14 protein-coding genes are annotated in these 18,249 nt (G+C 69.3%); 8 read left to right on the top strand and 6 right to left on the bottom strand.

All coding sequences use genetic code 11. The annotated features are described in order from the left end of the window. The first annotated feature begins 203 nt into the window (after window positions 1-203). Both ACGF7Y_RS03645 and ACGF7Y_RS03640 read left to right on the top strand, forming a co-directional pair. Window positions 204-1,721, top strand: coding sequence for a methyltransferase (locus ACGF7Y_RS03645; RefSeq protein ID WP_393228807.1), 1,518 nt, complete (start codon window positions 204-206; stop codon window positions 1,719-1,721). 195 nt (window positions 1,722-1,916) lie between these two features. Beyond that, window positions 1,917-2,885, top strand: a complete 969-nt coding sequence (locus ACGF7Y_RS03640) for a sigma-70 family RNA polymerase sigma factor (RefSeq protein ID WP_393228805.1) — start codon at window positions 1,917-1,919, stop codon at window positions 2,883-2,885. A 168-nt stretch (window positions 2,886-3,053) separates the two neighbouring features. On the opposite strand, the gene ACGF7Y_RS03635 is transcribed toward ACGF7Y_RS03640, so the two are convergent. From ACGF7Y_RS03635 to ACGF7Y_RS03625, 3 genes are all read right to left on the bottom strand, one after another. Next, window positions 3,054-3,356, bottom strand: coding sequence for a DUF4333 domain-containing protein (locus tag ACGF7Y_RS03635; RefSeq protein WP_393228803.1), 303 nt, complete (start codon window positions 3,354-3,356; stop codon window positions 3,054-3,056). Window positions 3,357-3,512: 156 nt separating this feature from the next. Continuing rightward, window positions 3,513-6,185, bottom strand: a complete 2,673-nt coding sequence (locus ACGF7Y_RS03630) for a GNAT family N-acetyltransferase (RefSeq protein ID WP_393228801.1) — start codon at window positions 6,183-6,185, stop codon at window positions 3,513-3,515. Next, complete coding sequence (locus ACGF7Y_RS03625; protein WP_393228799.1) at window positions 6,178-7,449, bottom strand: acetoin utilization protein AcuC; 1,272 nt, start codon at window positions 7,447-7,449, stop codon at window positions 6,178-6,180. The genes ACGF7Y_RS03630 and ACGF7Y_RS03625 overlap by 8 nt, the downstream gene beginning before the upstream one ends. 207 nt (window positions 7,450-7,656) lie before the next feature. Between ACGF7Y_RS03625 and ACGF7Y_RS03620 the strand changes: the two genes are divergently transcribed. Further along, window positions 7,657-8,343 carry an iron dependent repressor, metal binding and dimerization domain protein gene (locus tag ACGF7Y_RS03620; RefSeq protein WP_393228797.1) on the top strand — a complete coding sequence of 229 codons (687 nt, stop codon included), beginning with the start codon at window positions 7,657-7,659 and terminating at the stop codon, window positions 8,341-8,343. Between the two features lie 3 nt (window positions 8,344-8,346). Then, a complete protein-coding gene (gene galE / locus ACGF7Y_RS03615) occupies window positions 8,347-9,327 on the top strand; it encodes a UDP-glucose 4-epimerase GalE (RefSeq protein WP_393228795.1) in 981 nt (326 codons plus the stop codon). 22 nt (window positions 9,328-9,349) lie between these two features. Here the strand turns inward: galE and ACGF7Y_RS03610 are convergent, their stop codons facing one another. Both ACGF7Y_RS03610 and ACGF7Y_RS03605 read right to left on the bottom strand, forming a co-directional pair. Beyond that, complete coding sequence (locus ACGF7Y_RS03610; protein ID WP_393228793.1) at window positions 9,350-10,429, bottom strand: DUF4192 domain-containing protein; 1,080 nt, start codon at window positions 10,427-10,429, stop codon at window positions 9,350-9,352. 446 nt (window positions 10,430-10,875) lie between these two features. After that, window positions 10,876-11,580: a sensor domain-containing protein gene (locus tag ACGF7Y_RS03605; protein WP_393228791.1), complete on the bottom strand. Its 705-nt coding sequence runs from the start codon at window positions 11,578-11,580 to the stop codon at window positions 10,876-10,878. 277 nt (window positions 11,581-11,857) lie between these two features. Here ACGF7Y_RS03605 and ACGF7Y_RS03600 point away from each other — a divergent pair, with 277 nt between their 5' ends. From ACGF7Y_RS03600 to speD, 4 genes are all read left to right on the top strand, one after another. After that, entirely contained in the window at window positions 11,858-12,802 is a 945-nt protein-coding gene (locus ACGF7Y_RS03600) for a PAC2 family protein (protein ID WP_040867985.1), read from the top strand. A 69-nt stretch (window positions 12,803-12,871) separates the two neighbouring features. After that, complete coding sequence (locus tag ACGF7Y_RS03595) at window positions 12,872-15,370, top strand: DEAD/DEAH box helicase (RefSeq protein ID WP_393228789.1); 2,499 nt, start codon at window positions 12,872-12,874, stop codon at window positions 15,368-15,370. 163 nt (window positions 15,371-15,533) lie between these two features. Continuing rightward, the gene (locus tag ACGF7Y_RS03590; RefSeq protein WP_391462356.1) at window positions 15,534-16,649 is read left to right on the top strand and encodes a type III PLP-dependent enzyme; all 1,116 of its coding nucleotides are present in this window, start codon (window positions 15,534-15,536) and stop codon (window positions 16,647-16,649) included. Between the two features lie 8 nt (window positions 16,650-16,657). Further along, on the top strand, window positions 16,658-17,860 hold the full coding sequence (gene speD, locus ACGF7Y_RS03585; protein WP_393228786.1) for an adenosylmethionine decarboxylase: 1,203 nt from the start codon (window positions 16,658-16,660) through the stop codon (window positions 17,858-17,860). Window positions 17,861-18,045: 185 nt separating this feature from the next. On the opposite strand, the gene ACGF7Y_RS03580 is transcribed toward speD, so the two are convergent. After that, window positions 18,046-18,249 (bottom strand): 4-oxalocrotonate tautomerase family protein, encoded by a 204-nt coding sequence (locus ACGF7Y_RS03580; protein WP_393228784.1) that lies wholly within the window; start codon window positions 18,247-18,249, stop codon window positions 18,046-18,048.

Here is an 18,249-nt window from a genome sequence, read left to right as displayed (position 1 = left end):
GACGGACGCACGGACGCACGGACGCACGGACGCACGGACGCACGGACGCACGGACGCACGGACGCACGGACGCACGGACGCACGGACGCACGGACGCACGGACGACATCCCACAGTCCCGTCGCGGGGACACACCACGTCGAGGTCCCGTGACACAGTGGGCGCTCGATCCGGGTCCGGTGGTCGCGGTGGCAGAGTACCGGTGTGTCTACGAACCGATCGACGACCACCGGATCGCTGCTCACCGCGCTGTGCCCGGACCTGCGGACCGCGCTGACCAGGGTGGGCTACGACGCCGACACCCTGCTCGAGGTACTCGGCGACGCGCACGCCGCGCTGGGCCGGTCGGAGCCGGTGCCGGTGCGCCGCGCGGCACGCCGAGCCGGGGAACTGGGCACGCTGATCCGCCTTCTGCTGCTCGGCGACGCGCTGCCCGAACGGGAGGTGGCCGGGGCGCTCGCGCCCGTGGCAATCGACCGCGCGGTCGCCGCGGGCCTGCTCGACCGCGACGGCGACCAGGTGCGGGCGGCGCTCGACCTGCGGCCGCTGGACGCGGGCGCCGGCACCCGATGGGTCCTGTCCGACCTCGACGATTCGATGCACCGGCGCACCCTGACCGAGGAGCACGTCCTCGGCGTCGGCCACGCCTCCCTTTCGCTGCTGCGCGCCACACCCACCCGGCCGGTGGGCACGGTGCTCGATCTCGGCACCGGCTGCGGCGTACAGGCGGTGCACGCCGCGTCCTACGCGCGGCGCGTGACCGCCACCGATGTCAATCCCCGGGCGCTGTGGCTGGCCGAGGCCACCGCGGCGCTCAACGAGCTGGACATCGAACTGATCGAGGGTTCCTGGTTCGAACCGGTGCGGGGCAGGCGCTTCGACCAGGTGGTGGCCAATCCGCCCTTCGTGGTGGGTCCCGGGCGCGTCGAGCACACCTATCGCGATTCCGGCCTCGCGCTCGACGGCGCGAGCGAACTGGTGATCGCGCAGGCCGCCGACCTGCTCGCCCCCGGTGGCACCGCCGCGATGCTCGCCGCGTGGATCCATGTCGAGAACGAGGATTGGCGCGGGCGGGTCTCCTCCTGGTTGCCCGCGCACGGCGTGGACGCCTGGGTGGTGCAACGCGACGTCGCCGATCCCGCGCTGTATGTGGGCACCTGGTTGCGGGACGCGGGAGCGGATCCGCGAGATCCGGCCGCGCAGGCTCGCGCGGAGCGCTGGCTGGACGCTTTCGAGGCCGCCGACGTCGAGGGAATCGGGTTCGGCTTCGTCTACCTGCGCAGCATCGACGGGCCCACCGAACTGCTCGCCGAGGATCTCACCCACGGCTTCGACGATCCGCTCGGCGAGGAGGCCGTCCGGTATTTCGAGCGCTCGGCCTGGTTGCGCGCTGTCGCCGGTGACGAAAGTCTCGCCTGGTCTTCGCGTTTCGCCGTGGACCCGGCGACAGCGCTGGAACGGGTGTATCTGCGGGGCGCCGAGGGCTGGGCGCCGGAGGTGGCACGATTGCACCGCGGCGACGGGCCCCGCTGGCAGCACGAAGTGGATGAGGCCACGATCGCACTGCTGGCGGGAATGCACGCCGAGGGCCTGCCGTTGTACGAGCTGATCGAGCTGCTGGCGCTCGCGCACGGATCGGAGCAGGTGAGCGCCGAGTTCGCGGCCGACGCGTTGTCCGTGGTCACCGGATTGGTACGGCACGGATTGATCAGGCCCGTGTGATCACACGGCGACCGCGCGCCGGTCGGTGCGGGTCCTGGCGGGAGATTGTCCCCGCGCTGCGGTGCTTCTCAGGAACTTCTCAGACGAGAGGGGCGAAAACCGCTGCTCAGAGCGGTTTATGCCAGCCGTAACGGGGAACTTTCTTTCTGTCGGGTCCGTTTATCGGAGTGAGACACCACCGACAGGAGGCAAGTCATGACAAGCCCCGCCACCACTCGTGTGCGCATCAGCGATTCGGACCTCGACGCTCAGAGCCCTGCCGCCGACCTGGTACGCGTGTACCTGAACGGGATCGGCCGCACCGCGCTGCTCACCGCTGCCGACGAGGTCGAGCTGGCCAAGCGCATCGAGGCGGGCCTCTACGCGCAAAACCTGCTGGAAACCGGCAAGCGACTGTCGGCGACCCGCAAGCGTGATCTCGCGATCATCGTGCGCGACGGTCAGGCCGCCCGGTCTCATCTGCTGGAAGCCAACCTGCGCCTTGTTGTCTCGCTCGCCAAGCGTTACACCGGCCGCGGCATGCCGCTGCTCGACCTGATCCAGGAGGGCAACCTCGGGTTGATCCGTGCCATGGAGAAGTTCGACTATGCCAAGGGCTTCAAATTCTCCACCTACGCCACCTGGTGGATCCGGCAGGCCATCACCCGCGGTATGGCCGACCAGAGCCGCACCATCCGCCTGCCCGTCCACCTCGTCGAGCAGGTGAACAAGCTGGCCAGGATCAAGCGCGAACTGCACCAGCAACTGGGGCGCGAGGCCACCGACGAGGAACTGGCCCGCGAATCCGGCATCCCGGTCGACAAGATCTCCGATTTGCTCGACCACAGCCGTGACCCGGTGAGCCTGGACATGCCGGTCGGCAACGACGAAGAGGCCCCGCTGGGCGATTTCATCGAGGATTCCGAGGCCACCTCGGCCGAGTCTGCGGTCATCGCAGGCCTGCTGCACCATGACGTGCGCAGCGTGCTCGCCACCTTGGACGAGCGCGAACAGCAGGTCATCCGGCTGCGGTTCGGCTTGGACGACGGCCAGCCGCGCACGCTGGACCAGATCGGCAAGCTCTTCGGCCTCTCCCGCGAGCGGGTGCGCCAGATCGAGCGTGAAGTCATGTCGAAGCTGCGCAAGGGCGAGCGGGCCGATCGGCTCCGCGCCTACGCCAGCTGATCATTCCGGCGCCGGCTGCGTCGAGACAGCGCCGGCGTTCGGCTCGGTGACCCGTTTCCGCCCTGGTCACCTCTCCGCGCCGACCGGTAAGCGCGCGTGCCCGCCCCCTCCGGGTGTCGCGCGAGCCGGTCGGCGGTGTCGTACTTCCCCCACGTCGGTCCGCTGGGCTCAGCTCTGATCCACCGCGATGTCGTACTTCACGGTGTCACCGTCGACCGAGGTCACCGTCAGCATCACACCGAGGGTGTCCCCGCCCGCGGTCAGCGTGCAGCGCATGGTCGTTCCTTCCTTGCCGGTGAGATCGCCGGGGCAGTCGATGGCGTCGGGTTCCTGCCCGACCTTCTCGGTGAGCGAATCCTTTACCGACCTCTCCAGATCGGCCTCTTCGACTTTCGGCGTACCGATCCTGACCGAACACGCGGTCAGCGCCGTCACGAGCAACGACAACAGGGCAAGGCTGCGAATCTTCATGGCGAGCTGGGCCTTTCTCAGGACGAATGTGGCATCCCCAAATCGCGGTGCGAGGGATCGTCCGTTATCGGACATCCCGCTTGTGACTTGTGTGAGCCGACGTCTCAGCCACGCCACCCTCCCGGCGGACAGCTCGCCCGGGGTGACTCGGCCTGCTCAGCCGAGCCGGCGCGGACCGGTATCGAAACGACTCGGCTCCGGGCCGATGCGGCCACGGGCGTAGAGGATCTCCGCCGAGGTCGGTGAGGCCAGCACCGGGTCGAAGGACAGTTCCCGCATCTCTGGGAGATCGTCGAACAGGGCTGAAATGCGCTGGGCCAACTCGGCCAACGCTGCTTTGTCCACCCGCGGGCTCGCGGGAGTGCCCGACAGCAGGGGCGCGGCCCGCGGGGCGTCGATCAGGGCCGTCGCCTCGTCGGCGGTCAACGGCAGCGCCCGATAGGCGCGGTCGCCGAGCAATTCGATGATCAGGCCGGACAGGCCGAACTCGATCACCGAGCCGAACGAGGGATCGTCCTGCACACGCAGAATGCAGCCGACTCCCTTCGTAGCCATCTTCTGGATATGCAGTACGGGATCACCGCACAACTCCGCCAGATCCGCGTATCCCTGCCGCACCGCTTCCGGTCGCCACAGATCGAGCCGGACGCCCGTGAGATCCGGCCTGCGCCGCCACAATTCACCGGTCGCCTTGGCCGCCACCGGATAGCTGAGTTCCTCGGCGGCCGCCACCGCCTCCTCGGCGCTGCGTACCTCACGGAATCGCACAACCGAAATGCCGTAGCAGGCCAGCAGTTCCACCGTCTCGAGATCGGTGAGCCACCGCCCGCCCGACCCGGCCATCCAGTCGGCCACCAATCGGCGCGCGCGGTCGGTGTCGATGCCCTGCGGCCGCACCACCGGCGACACGGGCCTGGTCCGCCACTCGGCGTATCGCCGCACCCGCGCCAGGGCCCGCGCCGCGCGCTCGGGATCGGGATACGACGGGATCGACCCGTGCGCCGCCGTCGCCCCTGGACCGCGCACTGCGAGCAGGTTCGGGATTCCTTGCTCGGCGACGAACGTCGTGAGAATCGGTTTGCCCGACTCGGGCACCGCGGCCGCCGCCGCCCGGATCGCGTCGGCGAAACCGGCGGTCGGCAGCGGCACCGGGGGCGCGAAAACCACGATCACGGCGTCTGTCTCATCCGACCGCAGGGCCGCGACCAGTGCGTCCAGGTACGCGCCCGGCGTCGCCTGCGGGCCGAGGTTGACCGGCTCGCCGACCTGCAGGCCCTCGCCCCGCGCCGCGTCGACGGCCAGCCAGTTGAGCGCCGTGCTGTTGCCGACGACCGCCAGACGCGAGCCGCGCGGTAGCGGCTGATAGCCCAGCAGCGCGGCGCAGTCGAACAATTCGGAAATCGAGTCGACCTGGACGATGCCCGCTTGCGCGAACAGATCCCGCACAATCGAACGGTCCATGTCCCCCGCGGGCTGCGCGACCGAGCGGCCGCTGCTCACGGCGACGATCGGTTTGGTCCGGGCCACCCGGCGCGCGATCCGGGAGAACTTGCGTGGATTGCCGAAGCTCTCCAGATACAGCAGCACCACATCGGTGGCCGGGTCGCTGTCCCAGTACTGCAGTAGGTCGTTGCCCGAGACGTCGGCGCGATTGCCCGCCGACACGAACGTCGACAAGCCGAGATTGCGCGCCGCCGCCTCGCCCAGGATGGCCGCGCCCAAGGGCCCGGACTGGCAGAAGAATCCGATGCGTCCGCGCCCGGGCAACACCGTGGCGAGGGTCGCGTTCATGCCGATCGCCGGGTCGGTGTTCGCGATGCCGAGGGCGCTCGGCCCGACCACGCGCATGCCGTGACCGCGGGCCGCGGCCACGAGTTCGCGTTCGGCTGCCAGACCCCCTTCGCCGGTCTCGGCGAAACCCGCTGTCAGCACCACGAGACCCTTGACTCCCTTGGCCATGCAGTCGTCGAGCACCGATCCGATCGCCGCGGGCGGCACGGCGACCACGGCGAGATCGACCTCGTCGGGGATTTCCCGGACCGTGGCGTACGCCCGCACCCCGCGCACCGATCTGCGGTTCGGGTTCACCGGGAACACCGGTCCTTGGAACACACCCGACAGCAGATTCGCCAGCACCGCACCGCCGACGCGCCCAGGTGCGGGGGTCGCCCCGATCACGGCGACCGACCGCGGCGCGAGCAGATTGCCCACGCTGCGCGCCTCCGAAGCGCGTTCGCGCGAATCGCGTACCGAGAGCAGCGCTTCGCTGGGGTCGATGGCGAACTCGAGGTGCAGGACCGATCCGTCCCTGCTGCGCTCGACCTGATAGCCCGCGTCGCGGAAAACCGTCACCATCACGGTGTTCTCGGCGAGCACCTCGGCGACGAAGGTCTCGATCTTGTTCTCGGCGGCGGCACCCGCCAGATGCTCCAGCAGGATCGAGCCCAACCCGCGTCCCTGATGCCCGTCGGCGACCACGAACGCGACTTCCGCCGCCCGCGGCCCGTCCCGTTCCAGCAGTTCGTAGCGGCCCACCGCGACGATCGCCTCGCCCAGTTCGAGAACCAGCCCGACCCGGTCGTGATAGTCGACATGCGTGGTGCGGTACAGGTCTTTCGGCGAGATCCGCGGGTAGGGGCCGAAATACCGCAGGTACCTGGTGCGATCCGACAGTGCGCCGTGGAACTCCTGCAGCCGCTCGGCGTCGCCGGGAGTGATCGGGCGCAGTCGGACGACGCCGCCGTCGGAGGCCAGCACGTCGGCGAACCAGTGCTGCGGCGGCGGGGGCGGGGTGGCGGGAGTGTCCGAGGTATCGGGGAAATCAGTCACGAGGGTCCTCCGGGTCCAGACCTAGCAACCCGAAAGTCGCTCGGCGGGTGGCCAGCACGGCCATGTCGACGGCACGTTGGGCACGGTCGGCCCGCGCGTCACCGGTCTCACCGGTGCCGCCGGGGCCGTCCCACGGACGGTAGGCGACGTCGCCGCCGTCGCCCATGGTGCGCGGCGGCTCCGCCCGCGGCGCCGCCGCGCGGATCGAGTCGATCCAGTCCTGCGGAATCGGCGTCGCCGGATCGACGGTGCGGTCCAACGCGGTGGCCAGCAAGTGGGTCCACGCCCGCGGCACCACCCGGACCAGGCCGTATCCACCACCGCCGACGGCCAGCCAACGTCCTTCGGCATAACGGTCGGCGAGTTCGCGCATGGCGCGGAAGGCCGCGCGCTGCCCGTCGACGGTGAGTTCCAAGTCGGCCAGCGGGTCTTCGCGGTGTGTGTCCACCCCGCACTGGCTGACCACGATCTGCGGACCGAACGCCGCCACCGCGCCGGGGACCACCGCGTGGAAACCACGCAGCCACTGCGCATCCCGCGTGCCGGGCAACAGCGGCAGGTTGATCGAGGTGCCTTCCGCCGCACCCGCGCCGGTCTCCTCCGGCCAACCGGTGTTGGGCCACAGGGTGGCCGGATGCTGGTGTAGCGAGATGGTCAGCACCCGGGGGTCGGCGTAGAAGGCACGCTGCACGCCGTCGCCGTGGTGCACGTCCACGTCGATGTAGGCGATCCGGTCGAAACCGTGATCCAGCAGCCAGGAGATGGCCACCGCCGGGTCGTTGTACACGCAGAAGCCGGCCGCCGAGTCGGGCATCGCGTGATGCATGCCACCGCCGATGCTCACCGCCCGCTTAGTACGGCCCTCGGCGATCTCCCTGGCCGCGGCCAGGGTGCCGCCGACGATCGTGGACGCGGCCTCGTGCATACGCGGAAACACCGGATTGTCCGGGGAACCGAGCCCGTAGGGCGGCGCGGCCGGCGAACCGACCGGCGGCACGGCGCGTTCGACCGCGTCGAGGTAGTCGGGCGTGTGGATACGCAGCAGATCCGGACGCCCGGCGGCGGCGGGCTCGAGCAGCTCGACACCCTCGAGCAATCCGAGACTCCCGGCCAGCGCCATGGTGAACTTCAGTCGCGCCGGCTGCATCGGATGCTCTGGAGTCCAGGTGTAATCCAGGAACCGCTCGCTCCAGACGACGGTTCCGGACCGGCTCGTCCCGGGCGAGGTCGGCGCCTGAGGTTCGCCGCGCGGTGCAGTGGCCATGATCGCAACGCTAGCGGGAAGCAAGGAACCCCGCGAAACGTTCCTATGCAGTACAAATACAAGAAAGACGCTCATGGCCGCCTGCCGTGCGCCGATCGGGTTGCCACAATGCCGCCGGAATGTCGTGCGCGGCGTGGAGCGACACGATCCGGCACACGGGGGTGCCGTCGTGCGTGGGTAGAATTCGTGCCGACGAAGGGGTAACAGGTGAAGGATCTGGTCGACACCACGGAGATGTATCTCCGTACCATCTACGACCTCGAAGAGGAGGGCGTGGTGCCCCTGCGCGCCCGGATCGCCGAGCGCCTCGAACAGAGTGGTCCCACCGTGAGCCAGACCGTCGCGCGGATGGAACGCGACGGTTTGCTGCTGGTCGCCGGAGACCGTCATCTCGAGCTGACCGACAAGGGGCGCAGCATGGCCGTCGCGGTCATGCGCAAGCACCGGCTGGCCGAACGGCTGCTCGTCGACATCATCGGCCTCGACTGGCAGAACGTGCACGCGGAGGCCTGTCGCTGGGAGCACGTGATGAGCGAAGACGTCGAGCGCCGCCTGGTCGAGGTGCTCAACCACCCCACCACCTCCCCGTACGGCAACCCCATCCCCGGCTTGGACGAGCTGGGCATCATTCCGCCCGCCTCCGCCGACGAGACGCTGCTGCGCCTGTCCGATCTGCCGCACGGCCAGCTGCACGCCGTCGTCGTGCGCAGGCTCGCCGAGCACATCCAGACCGACCCGGAGGTCATCGGCCGGCTGCGCGAGGCGGGCGTGGTCCCCGACGCCCGCGTCACGGTGGAGACGAAACAGGGGTCGGTGGTCATCACTGTGCCCGGCCACGACGGCTTCGAACTGCCCGACGAGATGGCGCACGCCGTCCAGGTGAAGCTGGCCTGAGGCGTGAAACTTCTCGTCACAGGTGGCGCGGGCTACGTCGGCGGCGTCTGCGCCCAGGTCCTGCTGGAAGCCGGCCACGACGTGGTCGTGGTCGATGATCTGTCCACCGGTAATGCCGACGGCGTCCCTTCCGCTGCCCGGTTCGTCGAGGGTGACGTGGCGGTCGCCGCGCCCCGGCTGCTGGCCGCCGAACCCTTCGACGGAGTCCTGCATTTCGCGGCGCAGTCGCTGGTCGGCGAGTCGGTGCAGCAGCCGGAGAAATACTGGCACGGCAATGTGGTGAAGACGTTCGAACTGCTGGAGGCCATGCGGCGCGCGGGAACGCCACGGCTGGTCTTCTCCTCCACCGCGGCGGTCTACGGGGAACCGGAGCAGGTCCCGATCACCGAGGACGCTCCGACCCGCCCGACCAATCCGTACGGCGCGTCTAAGCTGGCCATCGACCACGCCATCACCTCCTACGCGGTCGCGCACGGGCTGGCGGCGACCAGCCTGCGGTACTTCAATGTGGCCGGCGCCTACGGTGGCCTCGGCGAGAACCGGGTGGTGGAAACGCATCTCATCCCCCTGGTGTTGCAGGTCGCGGCGGGGCATCGCAAGGCGATCTCGGTTTTCGGCACCGATTGGCCCACCCCCGACGGCACCGCGGTCCGCGATTACATTCACATCCGCGACCTCGCTCAGGCCCATCTGCTGGCTTTGGCGACCGCCGAAGCGGGGACCCATCGGATCTACAACCTCGGCAGCGGCACCGGATTCTCCGTTCGCGAAGTGATCTCGGCCTGTGAGCGCGTCACCGGCCTGCCGATCACCGCGCAGGACGCGCCCCGCCGCCCGGGCGACCCGGCGACGCTCATCGCGTCCAGCGAACGTGCCATCACCGAGCTCGGTTGGCGTCCCGAACACAACGATCTCGACGAGATCGTCACCGACGCCTGGGCTTTCCTCCAGGCGCTCGGCCCCCGCGCGCACAGCGCGAAATAACCGCTGAGTGGGGCAACGGGTTTCACGACGTCGGCGCGCCCAGGTCGATACCGAGACCGGCGGCGGTTCGGTAGCCACTGTGCGCGAGCCTGCGCAACTGTTCCGGGCGCATGCCCAGGCGCAGCGAGGTATCGAGCAGCATCGCCATCGGGTGTCCGGGGTCCGCCTCCAACGCGGCCTCCAACGCGATGCCCGCCAACGGTCCATCGCCACGGACGTAGGCGCTGTAGCCGAGCAGAGCGGCGGCCTCGGCGCGATCGGCGCCGGGCAGCGAACGGGTCAGCGCGGCCCACACCGCCTCGGCCGCGTCGGCGTTGTCACCGACGGCCAAGGCGAACATCGAATCCCGCACCGCCCTATCGCGCAGGGCTGTCGCTATTTTCGCGAGCTCGGGCGCCATCAGCGCGGCGCCCGAGGCGGCGTTGGCGATCTGCCACAGCACATGGTCGAGCGCTTGCCTGCTGTATCCGATCGGATCGCCGCGACGCGCGGCCCGCGCATAGCGTTCACGCGCGCGTGCGAGCGCGTCCGGTAGATGCGCGGCCACCTCGGCCTGGGCGAGCGGGTCCCGCGCGACCAGTGCGGTGAGTTCGGAACGCGAACCGCGGATCGGCCTGCCATCCAGCACGTGGGTCAGCGTCACCAGCGAGGCCGCCGGATCCCGGAGCACCCCGTGCCGCTGCGGCCCCGCAAGCGTCCACCAGCGCTGCCCGGCGGCGATCGCACGCACCGCCCACACCCCGCCGAGCGAGATGTCGCACGCCGCCAACCTCCTGCCGAGCGAGCCGACCAGCACATCGAATCGTCCGGTCGCGCAGCCCGGCCGGTCGGCGCCCGCCCCCGGTTCCACGGCGCGTTCGTCCACGACGACGGCCAGGACCTCGGCCGCCTCGTCGTGCGCGCAGATCCGCGCGACCGCCGCCGCCAATGTCGCGCCCCGTACCCGCCGCCCGCTGGGCGAGTCCAGATCGAACCGCACCACCGCGTCGACTATCGCACCACCCGCCGTCCCGTGCCGAAGGACGAGCACGACCACCGACCGTTCCGGGGTGAAGCCCAGCATGGCGGGCACACCGGCGATCAACTCCGCCGGGTCGTCCACGCACACAACGTGATCGGACGTATTCCGGAACGGCGGAGGTTCATCACGGCATCGGGCATCGCCGGCCGCGCCACCGGGGTTCCATGCGCTTGTTCCGCTCTGCGCGGTATGCGAAGAGGAGTGCGGCGCAACCATGGCGGCGGGAGAGACGCACACCTCGGCCTCGGAAGAAACGCCGGAAGGCGACGAACGGTGACTGCCGGTTCCCGGTCGGAAGGTGTCGTCCTTGCCCGCACAGCCGGCATCGACCGGTTCGGGAGCGGGAAACGGGGTCGCGGAATTGGTCATGCTTCGACCATGCGGCCCGGCTGTCTCCGGCCCGCGCCGCCGACCTGGTGATTCCGCCGCCCTGGGGATTTCGCTTCACACTGTGCACGACTCGACCGGCACGACGGACGTATCGCACTTCGTGTCGGTGGCGCCTGCTACGGTGCCGACTCTGCCCGCTATCTCTCGCGCACTTTGCGCACCGCGGTGGCGAACAGCGCATTCAACGCCGCGGTATCCGGTTCGTCATCGGCGAAGGACATATACGTCACCGAGACTCGCACATCTCCGGTCTGCGCGACGTGGGTGCGCATGGACTGGATCAGCCGGGTGCCTCCCGCCTCTGGCCGCACGGTCCTGCGCAGCGAAAGGGCGTCGTCGGCGTCGATCGGCGGTGGCGAAGCCTGCTCGGTCGTCACCGTTGTGGCGGCGCCTGCTCGCTGCACCCGCACCGATCCACACTGCTCCAGCCGGGCGCGCAATGCCGTCAACGGTTCGCCGGTGCGCGTCAATTCGACGGTCAGCGTGGCGCGCGTGGCATCGTCCGTGCCGACCGCCATGGCGGTGTGCTCGGGGCCGAAGTCCTGATCCGGCGGCGCACAGCGGCCGGGCTGGACATTCGCACCGCGGCCCATGCCGTCCAGATCGCCCGCCGCCTGCGCCACGGCTTCTTGCGGCAGCACCACCGCCGTGTAGGGCGGGGGGAACTGGTTCGCATCCGGCAACAGCGTCGGTAGTTCGGCGCTCACATGCCGGGTGACGGTAGCGGGCACCGACGAGACCGGGCGCCCCGGTACCGTCGACCCGCATCCTGCGAGCAGCACCGCGCAGACGACGGGCGCCACCCAGCCCGGCCGCATGCGCCTCGAATCCGCCACGGTCACACCCCCACTGTGCCAAACTCCTGGTGTCCAGTCGGCGATGCCACGCCGCCGGGCCGGGAATGCACGAGCCACCGATGCTGTTGCCTCGGAGTACGGGTCGGTGTCCGGCCGTGCGCGGTGACCGCCACGACATGGGGGACAATGGACAGCGGTCCCCGGTCCGGACGACTGCTCGTCTCGCACCACCAGCAAGGGTGGCGAACGATCGGGCAGGCAACCACACTGGCGCGTGAGGTACGCGCCCGGGCCGCAGGAGCCGCGCAGGAAGGAGTACGCGATGGACTACGAGTCGCGAATGTACGAACTGGAGTTCCCCGCTCCGCAGCTGTCGTCCGCCGACGGCGCGGGCCCGGTCTTGGTGCACGGGCTGGAGGGCTTCACCGACGCCGGGCACGCGGTACGGCTGGCGACCACGCACCTGCGCGAGAGCCTCGAAAGCGAACTGGTCGCCTCGTTCGACGTGGACGAGCTGCTGGACTATCGGTCGCGCCGTCCGCTCATGACGTTCAAGACCGATCATTTCTCCGATTACGCCGAGCCGGAACTCAACCTCTGGGCTCTCCGGGACACCGCTGGCACCCCGTTCCTGTTGCTCGCGGGCCTGGAGCCGGACCTACGCTGGGAGAAGTTCACTACGGCGGTGCGACTGCTCGCCGAACAGCTGGGCGTGCGCCGCAGCATCGGTCTCAGCGCCATCCCGATGGCCATTCCGCACACCCGACCACTCGGCGTGACCGCGCATTCCTCCGATCGCGACCTGATCTCCGACCACCAGCGGTGGCCCGGCGAGTTGCAGGTGCCGGGCAGCGCGTCGTCGCTGCTGGAATTCCGCATGGCGCAGCACGGGCACGAGTCGGTCGGCTTCTCCGTGCACGTGCCGCACTACTTGGCGCAGACCGCCTACCCGGAGGCCGCGCAGACGCTGCTGGAGAACGTCGCCGACAACGCGGGCCTTGAGTTCCCGCTGGCCGCGCTGGGCGAGGCCGCCGCCCGGGTGCGTGAACAGGTCAACGAGCACATCGCGGGCAACGCCGAGGTGGAGACCGTCGTGCACGCCCTGGAACGGCAGTACGACAGCTTCGTCACCGCGCAGGAGCGGCAGTCGAGCCTGCTGGTGGGTGACGGCGAGTTGCCGAGCGGCGACGAACTGGGCGCCGAGTTCGAGCGGTTCCTCGCCGAGCAGAGCCGCGACAAGGGCGAGGACGAGGGCGAGCAGGACTGAGCCGCGCGGCAGCCGGATCCCTGTCGCCCCTGCACGGCCGCCCGCCGGCGAGGCCGTAGGGTGGTCGGAGTGGATCTGAACGAACTGCTCGACATCCCGGGGACCGACGCCGACGCGCTCTACGAGTCGTTCGGAATGTGGGCCGCCGAGCAGGGCACTCCGCTCTACCCGGCGCAGGACGAGGCGCTGCTCGAGCTGGCATCCGGATCCAACGTCATCCTCGCCACCCCAACCGGTTCCGGGAAATCGCTTGTCGCGGTCGGCGCGCATCTCTTCGCCCTCACCCAGGGGCTGCGCACCTACTACACCGCCCCGATCAAGGCGCTGGTGAGCGAGAAATTCTTCGCTCTCTGCGAGGTATTCGGCGCCGAACGCGTCGGCATGGTCACCGGCGACGCCGCGGTGAATCCGGAGGCGCCGATCATCTGCGCGACCGCGGAGATCCTGGCCAACCTGGCGCTGCGCGAGGGCGCGGACGCCGCCGTCGGCCAAGTCGTGATGGACGAGTTCCACTTCTATTCCGACCCCGACCGGGGGTGGGCCTGGCAGGTTCCGTTGCTGGAACTGCCCCGCGCCCAGTTCCTGCTCATGTCGGCCACGCTCGGCGAGGTCGACTTCTTCGCCCGCGACCTGGAGCGCCGGACCGGCCGCTCCACCGCGATCGTCGCGGGTACCGAGCGCCCGGTGCCGCTGAGCTTCTCCTACGCCCGCACCCCGATCACCGAGACCCTCGAGGAACTGGTCACCACCCACCAGGCCCCGGTGTACGTCGTGCACTTCACCCAGGCCGCCGCGCTGGGGCGCGCGCAGGCGCTGACCAGCGTGAATTTCGCGACGCGCGCCGAGAAGGACGCGATCGCCGGCGCGCTGTGCGAGTTCCGGTTCGCCGCGGGCTTCGGCAAGACCCTGTCGCGACTGATCCGGCACGGCATCGGCGTGCATCACGCGGGCATGCTGCCGAAGTACCGGCGCCTGGTGGAACGTCTGGCCCAGGACGGTCTGCTGAAGGTGGTGTGCGGCACCGACACCCTCGGCGTCGGCATCAACGTGCCCATCCGCACGGTGCTGCTCACCGGGCTGACCAAGTTCGACGGTGTGCGCACCCGCAGGCTCAAGGCACGGGAGTTCCATCAGATCGCGGGCCGTGCGGGCCGGGCCGGTTACGACACCATGGGCACCGTGGTGGTGCAGGCTCCCGAACACGAGGTGGAGAACACCCGGTTGCTGGCCAAGGCGGGCGACGATCCCAAGAAACAGCGCAAGGTGCAGCGACGCAAACCGCCGGAAGGCTTCGTGTCCTGGAGCGAGGAGACCTTCGACCGCTTGGTGGCCGCGCAGCCCGAGCCGATGGTGTCGCGTTTCACGGTGACCAACGCCATGCTGCTGAACGTGATCGCCAGGCCGGGCAACTGCTTCACCGCCATGCGTCACCTGCTCGAGGACAACCACGAGCCACGTCCCGCCCAGCGCAGGCACATCCTGCGCGCCATCCGGCTGTATCGCGCGCTGCGCGACGCCGGGGTGGTGCAGCAACTGCCGGAGCCGGACGCCCACGGCCGCCGCGCCCGCCTGACCGTCGACCTGCAGCGCGATTTCGCCCTCGACCAGCCGCTGTCGCCGTTCGCGCTGGCCGCGCTGGATCTGCTGGACAAACAGTCTCCGAGTTATACCCTCGACGTGGTGTCGCTCATCGAATCCACCTTGGAGGATCCGCGCCAGCTGCTGATGGCCCAGCAGCACAAGGCTCGCGGCGAGGCCATCGCGGAGATGAAGGCCGACGGCATCGACTACGACGAGCGGATGGAACTGCTCGAAGAGGTGACCTGGCCCAAACCGCTGGCCGAGCTGATCGAACCGGCGTACGAGACCTATCGCGCAGGCCACCCGTGGGTGTCGGAATTCGCGCCCGCACCCAAATCGGTGGTGCGCGACATGATCGAACGCGCCATGACCTTCGCGGAGCTGATCTCCTTCTACGAGCTGGCCCGCTCCGAGGGCGTGGTGCTGCGCTACCTCGCCGACGCCTACCGCGCGCTGCGGCGGACCGTGCCCGAGTCGGCGCGCACCGAGGAACTCGACGACATCACCGAATGGCTCGGAGAACTTGTGCGCCAAGTGGATTCGAGCCTGCTCGACGAGTGGGAGCAACTGACCAACCCGGGTGCGGAGACCGACGCCGACCAGCTCGCCTTCGGCGCGGAAACGGTGCGCCCGATCACCGCCAACGAGCGCGCCTTCCGGGTCATGGTCCGTAACGCGATGTTCCGCCGCGTCGAACTGGCCGCACTGCGACGCTGGGACGAACTGGCAGAACTGAGCCCCGGACCGGACTGGGCCGAGGCGCTCGCGGACTACTACGCGGAGTACGAGCGGATCGGCACGGGCCCCGACGCCCGAGGTCCGCAATTGTTCCAGGTGGAACGAAGACCCGGATTCTGGCAGGTGCGCCAGGTGCTGGACGACCCGGCGGGCGAGCACGGCTGGTCGATCGACGCGGTGGTCGATCTCGCCGAGTCCGACGCCGCGGGCGAAGTCGTCTTCGACGACGTCACCGTGTCCGCCGGCTGAGCCCGCATCACCCATCGGTCCCATGTCCACGCAGGTCAGCAGCCCCGTCGCGCCAGGAGGACGGGGGTGCGCGACCATGTGGCGAACCCAGGTTTCGACGGATTCGTTTCTGGGTACGGGCCGCTGATACTCTCTCCCCCGCTGCCCAAGCGAAAGATCAACTATGCCCGAATCGCCCTACCTTGTCATCCATCCCGAGCGTGTCCGCCAGAATTACCGCGCGCTCGATGCCGCCCTGTCCGCGGACACGGGCGCCGCGACGAGGATCCGTTTCGCCGTGAAGGCGAGCCCGGTGCCGGCGATCGTGCGCCTGCTCGACGAGGAGGGCGCGGAATTCGATGTCGCCAGTATCGGCGAGATCGACCTCTGCCTCGGGCTCGGGGTGGCGCCGCAGCGGTTGTGCTACGGCAACCCCATCAAGAAGGCCGCGCATATCGCCCGGGCCTATGCCTCGGGCGTGCGCCGCTTCGCCTTCGACACCGAGGACGACCTGCTGCGCATAGCCGAGCACGCGCCCGGCTCCGAGGTGGAGTGCCGGTTCCTCGCCTCGGCGCCGGAGTCGCGCACCCCGTTCGGCACGAAGTTCGGTTGCAGCCCGGGTGAGGCGTTGCGGCTGCTGGTCCGCGCCCGCGATCTCGGGCTCGTGGTCGCGGGGCCCTACTTCCACGTCGGCTCCCAGCAACTGGACCCCGCCGCCTGGCGGATCGGCATCGAGCAGGCGGGCCGGATCGCCGAGGCGCTGGCCGACAAGGACATCGCGGTCGGTTCGGTGAACATCGGCGGCGGGTTACCGATTTCCTACGCCGACCCCGCGCCCGGGCTGGGCGAGATTGCCGCTGTGGTCAAGCACGCCGCAGCCGAATTCCTTTCCGGGGATACCGGATTGGTCGTCGAACCGGGCCGGGCACTGGTCGGTTCGGCGGGCACGATTCACGCCGAGGTCGTCGGCGTCCGCACCGCGCCGGACGGACGGCGCTGGGTGTATCTCGACATCGGCCGCTACAACGGAATGGCCGAGACGGAGAACGAGTACATCGCCTACCGGTTCGTCACCGACCGGGACGGCGACCCCGTCGACGAGGCGGTGGTGGCCGGTCCGACCTGCGACGGCGACGATGTACTGTATCAACGCACGCGAGTCCTCCTACCGACCACGTTGCGAGCCGGTGATCGCGTTCGAATCCTCGACACCGGCGCCTATACCGCGAGCTATTCGTCGGTGTCATTCAATGGTTTTCCGCCCTTGACCGTTCATGTCTCGGGCGCTGAGCGAGAGTGAGTTTGCCCATGACGGCGGAATTCACCGGTTGGCATGTGCTGGCCGAGTTCGGTGGTGTCGACGCAGACCTCTGCGACGATCTCGAACGACTCGAATCGGCGTTGCGTGAGTCTCTGATCGCGGCGGGCGTCACCATCTGCGATGTCGTACACAAGAAGTTCGAACCGCAGGGGGTGACCGTCCTCGCGCTGTTGTCGGAGTCCCACGCCTCGATTCACACTTATCCGGAGTCCGGCGACATCTTCGTCGACGTGTTCACCTGCGGCAGCATCGGCGCGGGCGCGTCGAAAGCGGTCGAGCTACTGCGGGACGCGTTGGCTCCCAAGGATGTTCGCATGCAGGTCATCCGTAGGGGACACGGCAGCCAGCGGATCGAGGAACCGGTGGGCGCGGGCCTGACCCGCATCTGGGACCTGCACGAGGTGATCGTCGACACCCACACCCCGTTCCAGCACATGGTCATCGCGCGGACCGAGCAGGGCATCAGCCTGTTCTCCGACGACGACCGGCAGTCCACCGAGTTCTCCCAGCTCACCTACCACGAGGCGATGATGGTCCCCGCCTTCGTGCTGGCCGAGAAGCTGGACAAAGTGCTGATCATCGGCTCCGGCGAGGGTGTCGCCAGTCAGATGTCGGTCGCCGCGGGCGCCACCCACGTCGACCACGTCGACATCGACCAGCTCGAGGTGGAGCTGTGCGCCCGGCACCTGCCCTACGGCTACTCCAGCGACGAGCTGGCCGCCGCCGTCGAGGGCGATGGACCGATCAAGGTGCATTACGCCGACGGCTGGGACTTCCTGGCCACGGCCGCGCAGGCGGGCACCCGCTACGACGTCATCGTGATCGACCTGCCGGACGAGCGCGTCGAGGACGCGCAGCACAATCGACTCTACGAGGCGGAGTTCCTGTCCCGATGTCGTGCGCTGCTCGCACCCGGCGGGGTGCTGTGCGCCCAGGCCGGCTGCGCGACGATGTGGCGCAACGAGACGCTGAAGCGGTCCTGGGAGCGTTTCCACGAGCAGTTCGGCACCGTCGTCCACTACGGCAGCGACGAGCACGAGTGGTCGTTCCTGTTCGGACTGGTGGACACGGTCGATGATCCGGTCGGCGGGATGACCGATCGTCTGGAGCGGTTGCCCTACCGGCCCGAGACCATCGACGCGCGGGCGCTGGTGCGCGGAGCGATCGAACCGCACGCGCTGCGGGTCTAGGCCGAGGCACTCGAATGCGCCGGTCCCGATCGGGCCGGCGCATTCGGCGTTCGATAGAGAAGTCGGCACCGCGGCTCCCCTGTATCGGGCTGTATAGGCCGTATCGAGATCTCGGCGCCAGAGGGGAACGTAACGGTTCCGGTGCGACTTCCTCGTGACGAGTTGTCCGGCAGAGAATTCGCGGTTCAGGAGCGCTGCTCGCGCCACCGCTCGACGTCGACCCCGCCGACACCCCAATTCGACAGGGCGACTTCGTCGATCACGACGTAGGTGCTCGAGGGCGCCTTGCCGAGCACGTCGTACAGCAGATCGGTGACGCCCTCGATCAGCCGCGCCTTCTGTTCGCGGGTCACGCCTTCGTCGGTGACCTTGATGTTCACGTACGGCAT

Source organism: Nocardia sp. NPDC047654 (genome assembly GCF_043205035.1).
In the GTDB taxonomy this organism is placed as follows: domain Bacteria; phylum Actinomycetota; class Actinomycetes; order Mycobacteriales; family Mycobacteriaceae; genus Nocardia.
The sequence above is the reverse complement of the archived record's forward strand: the minus strand, read 5'-3'. Positions and strand labels throughout refer to the sequence as shown.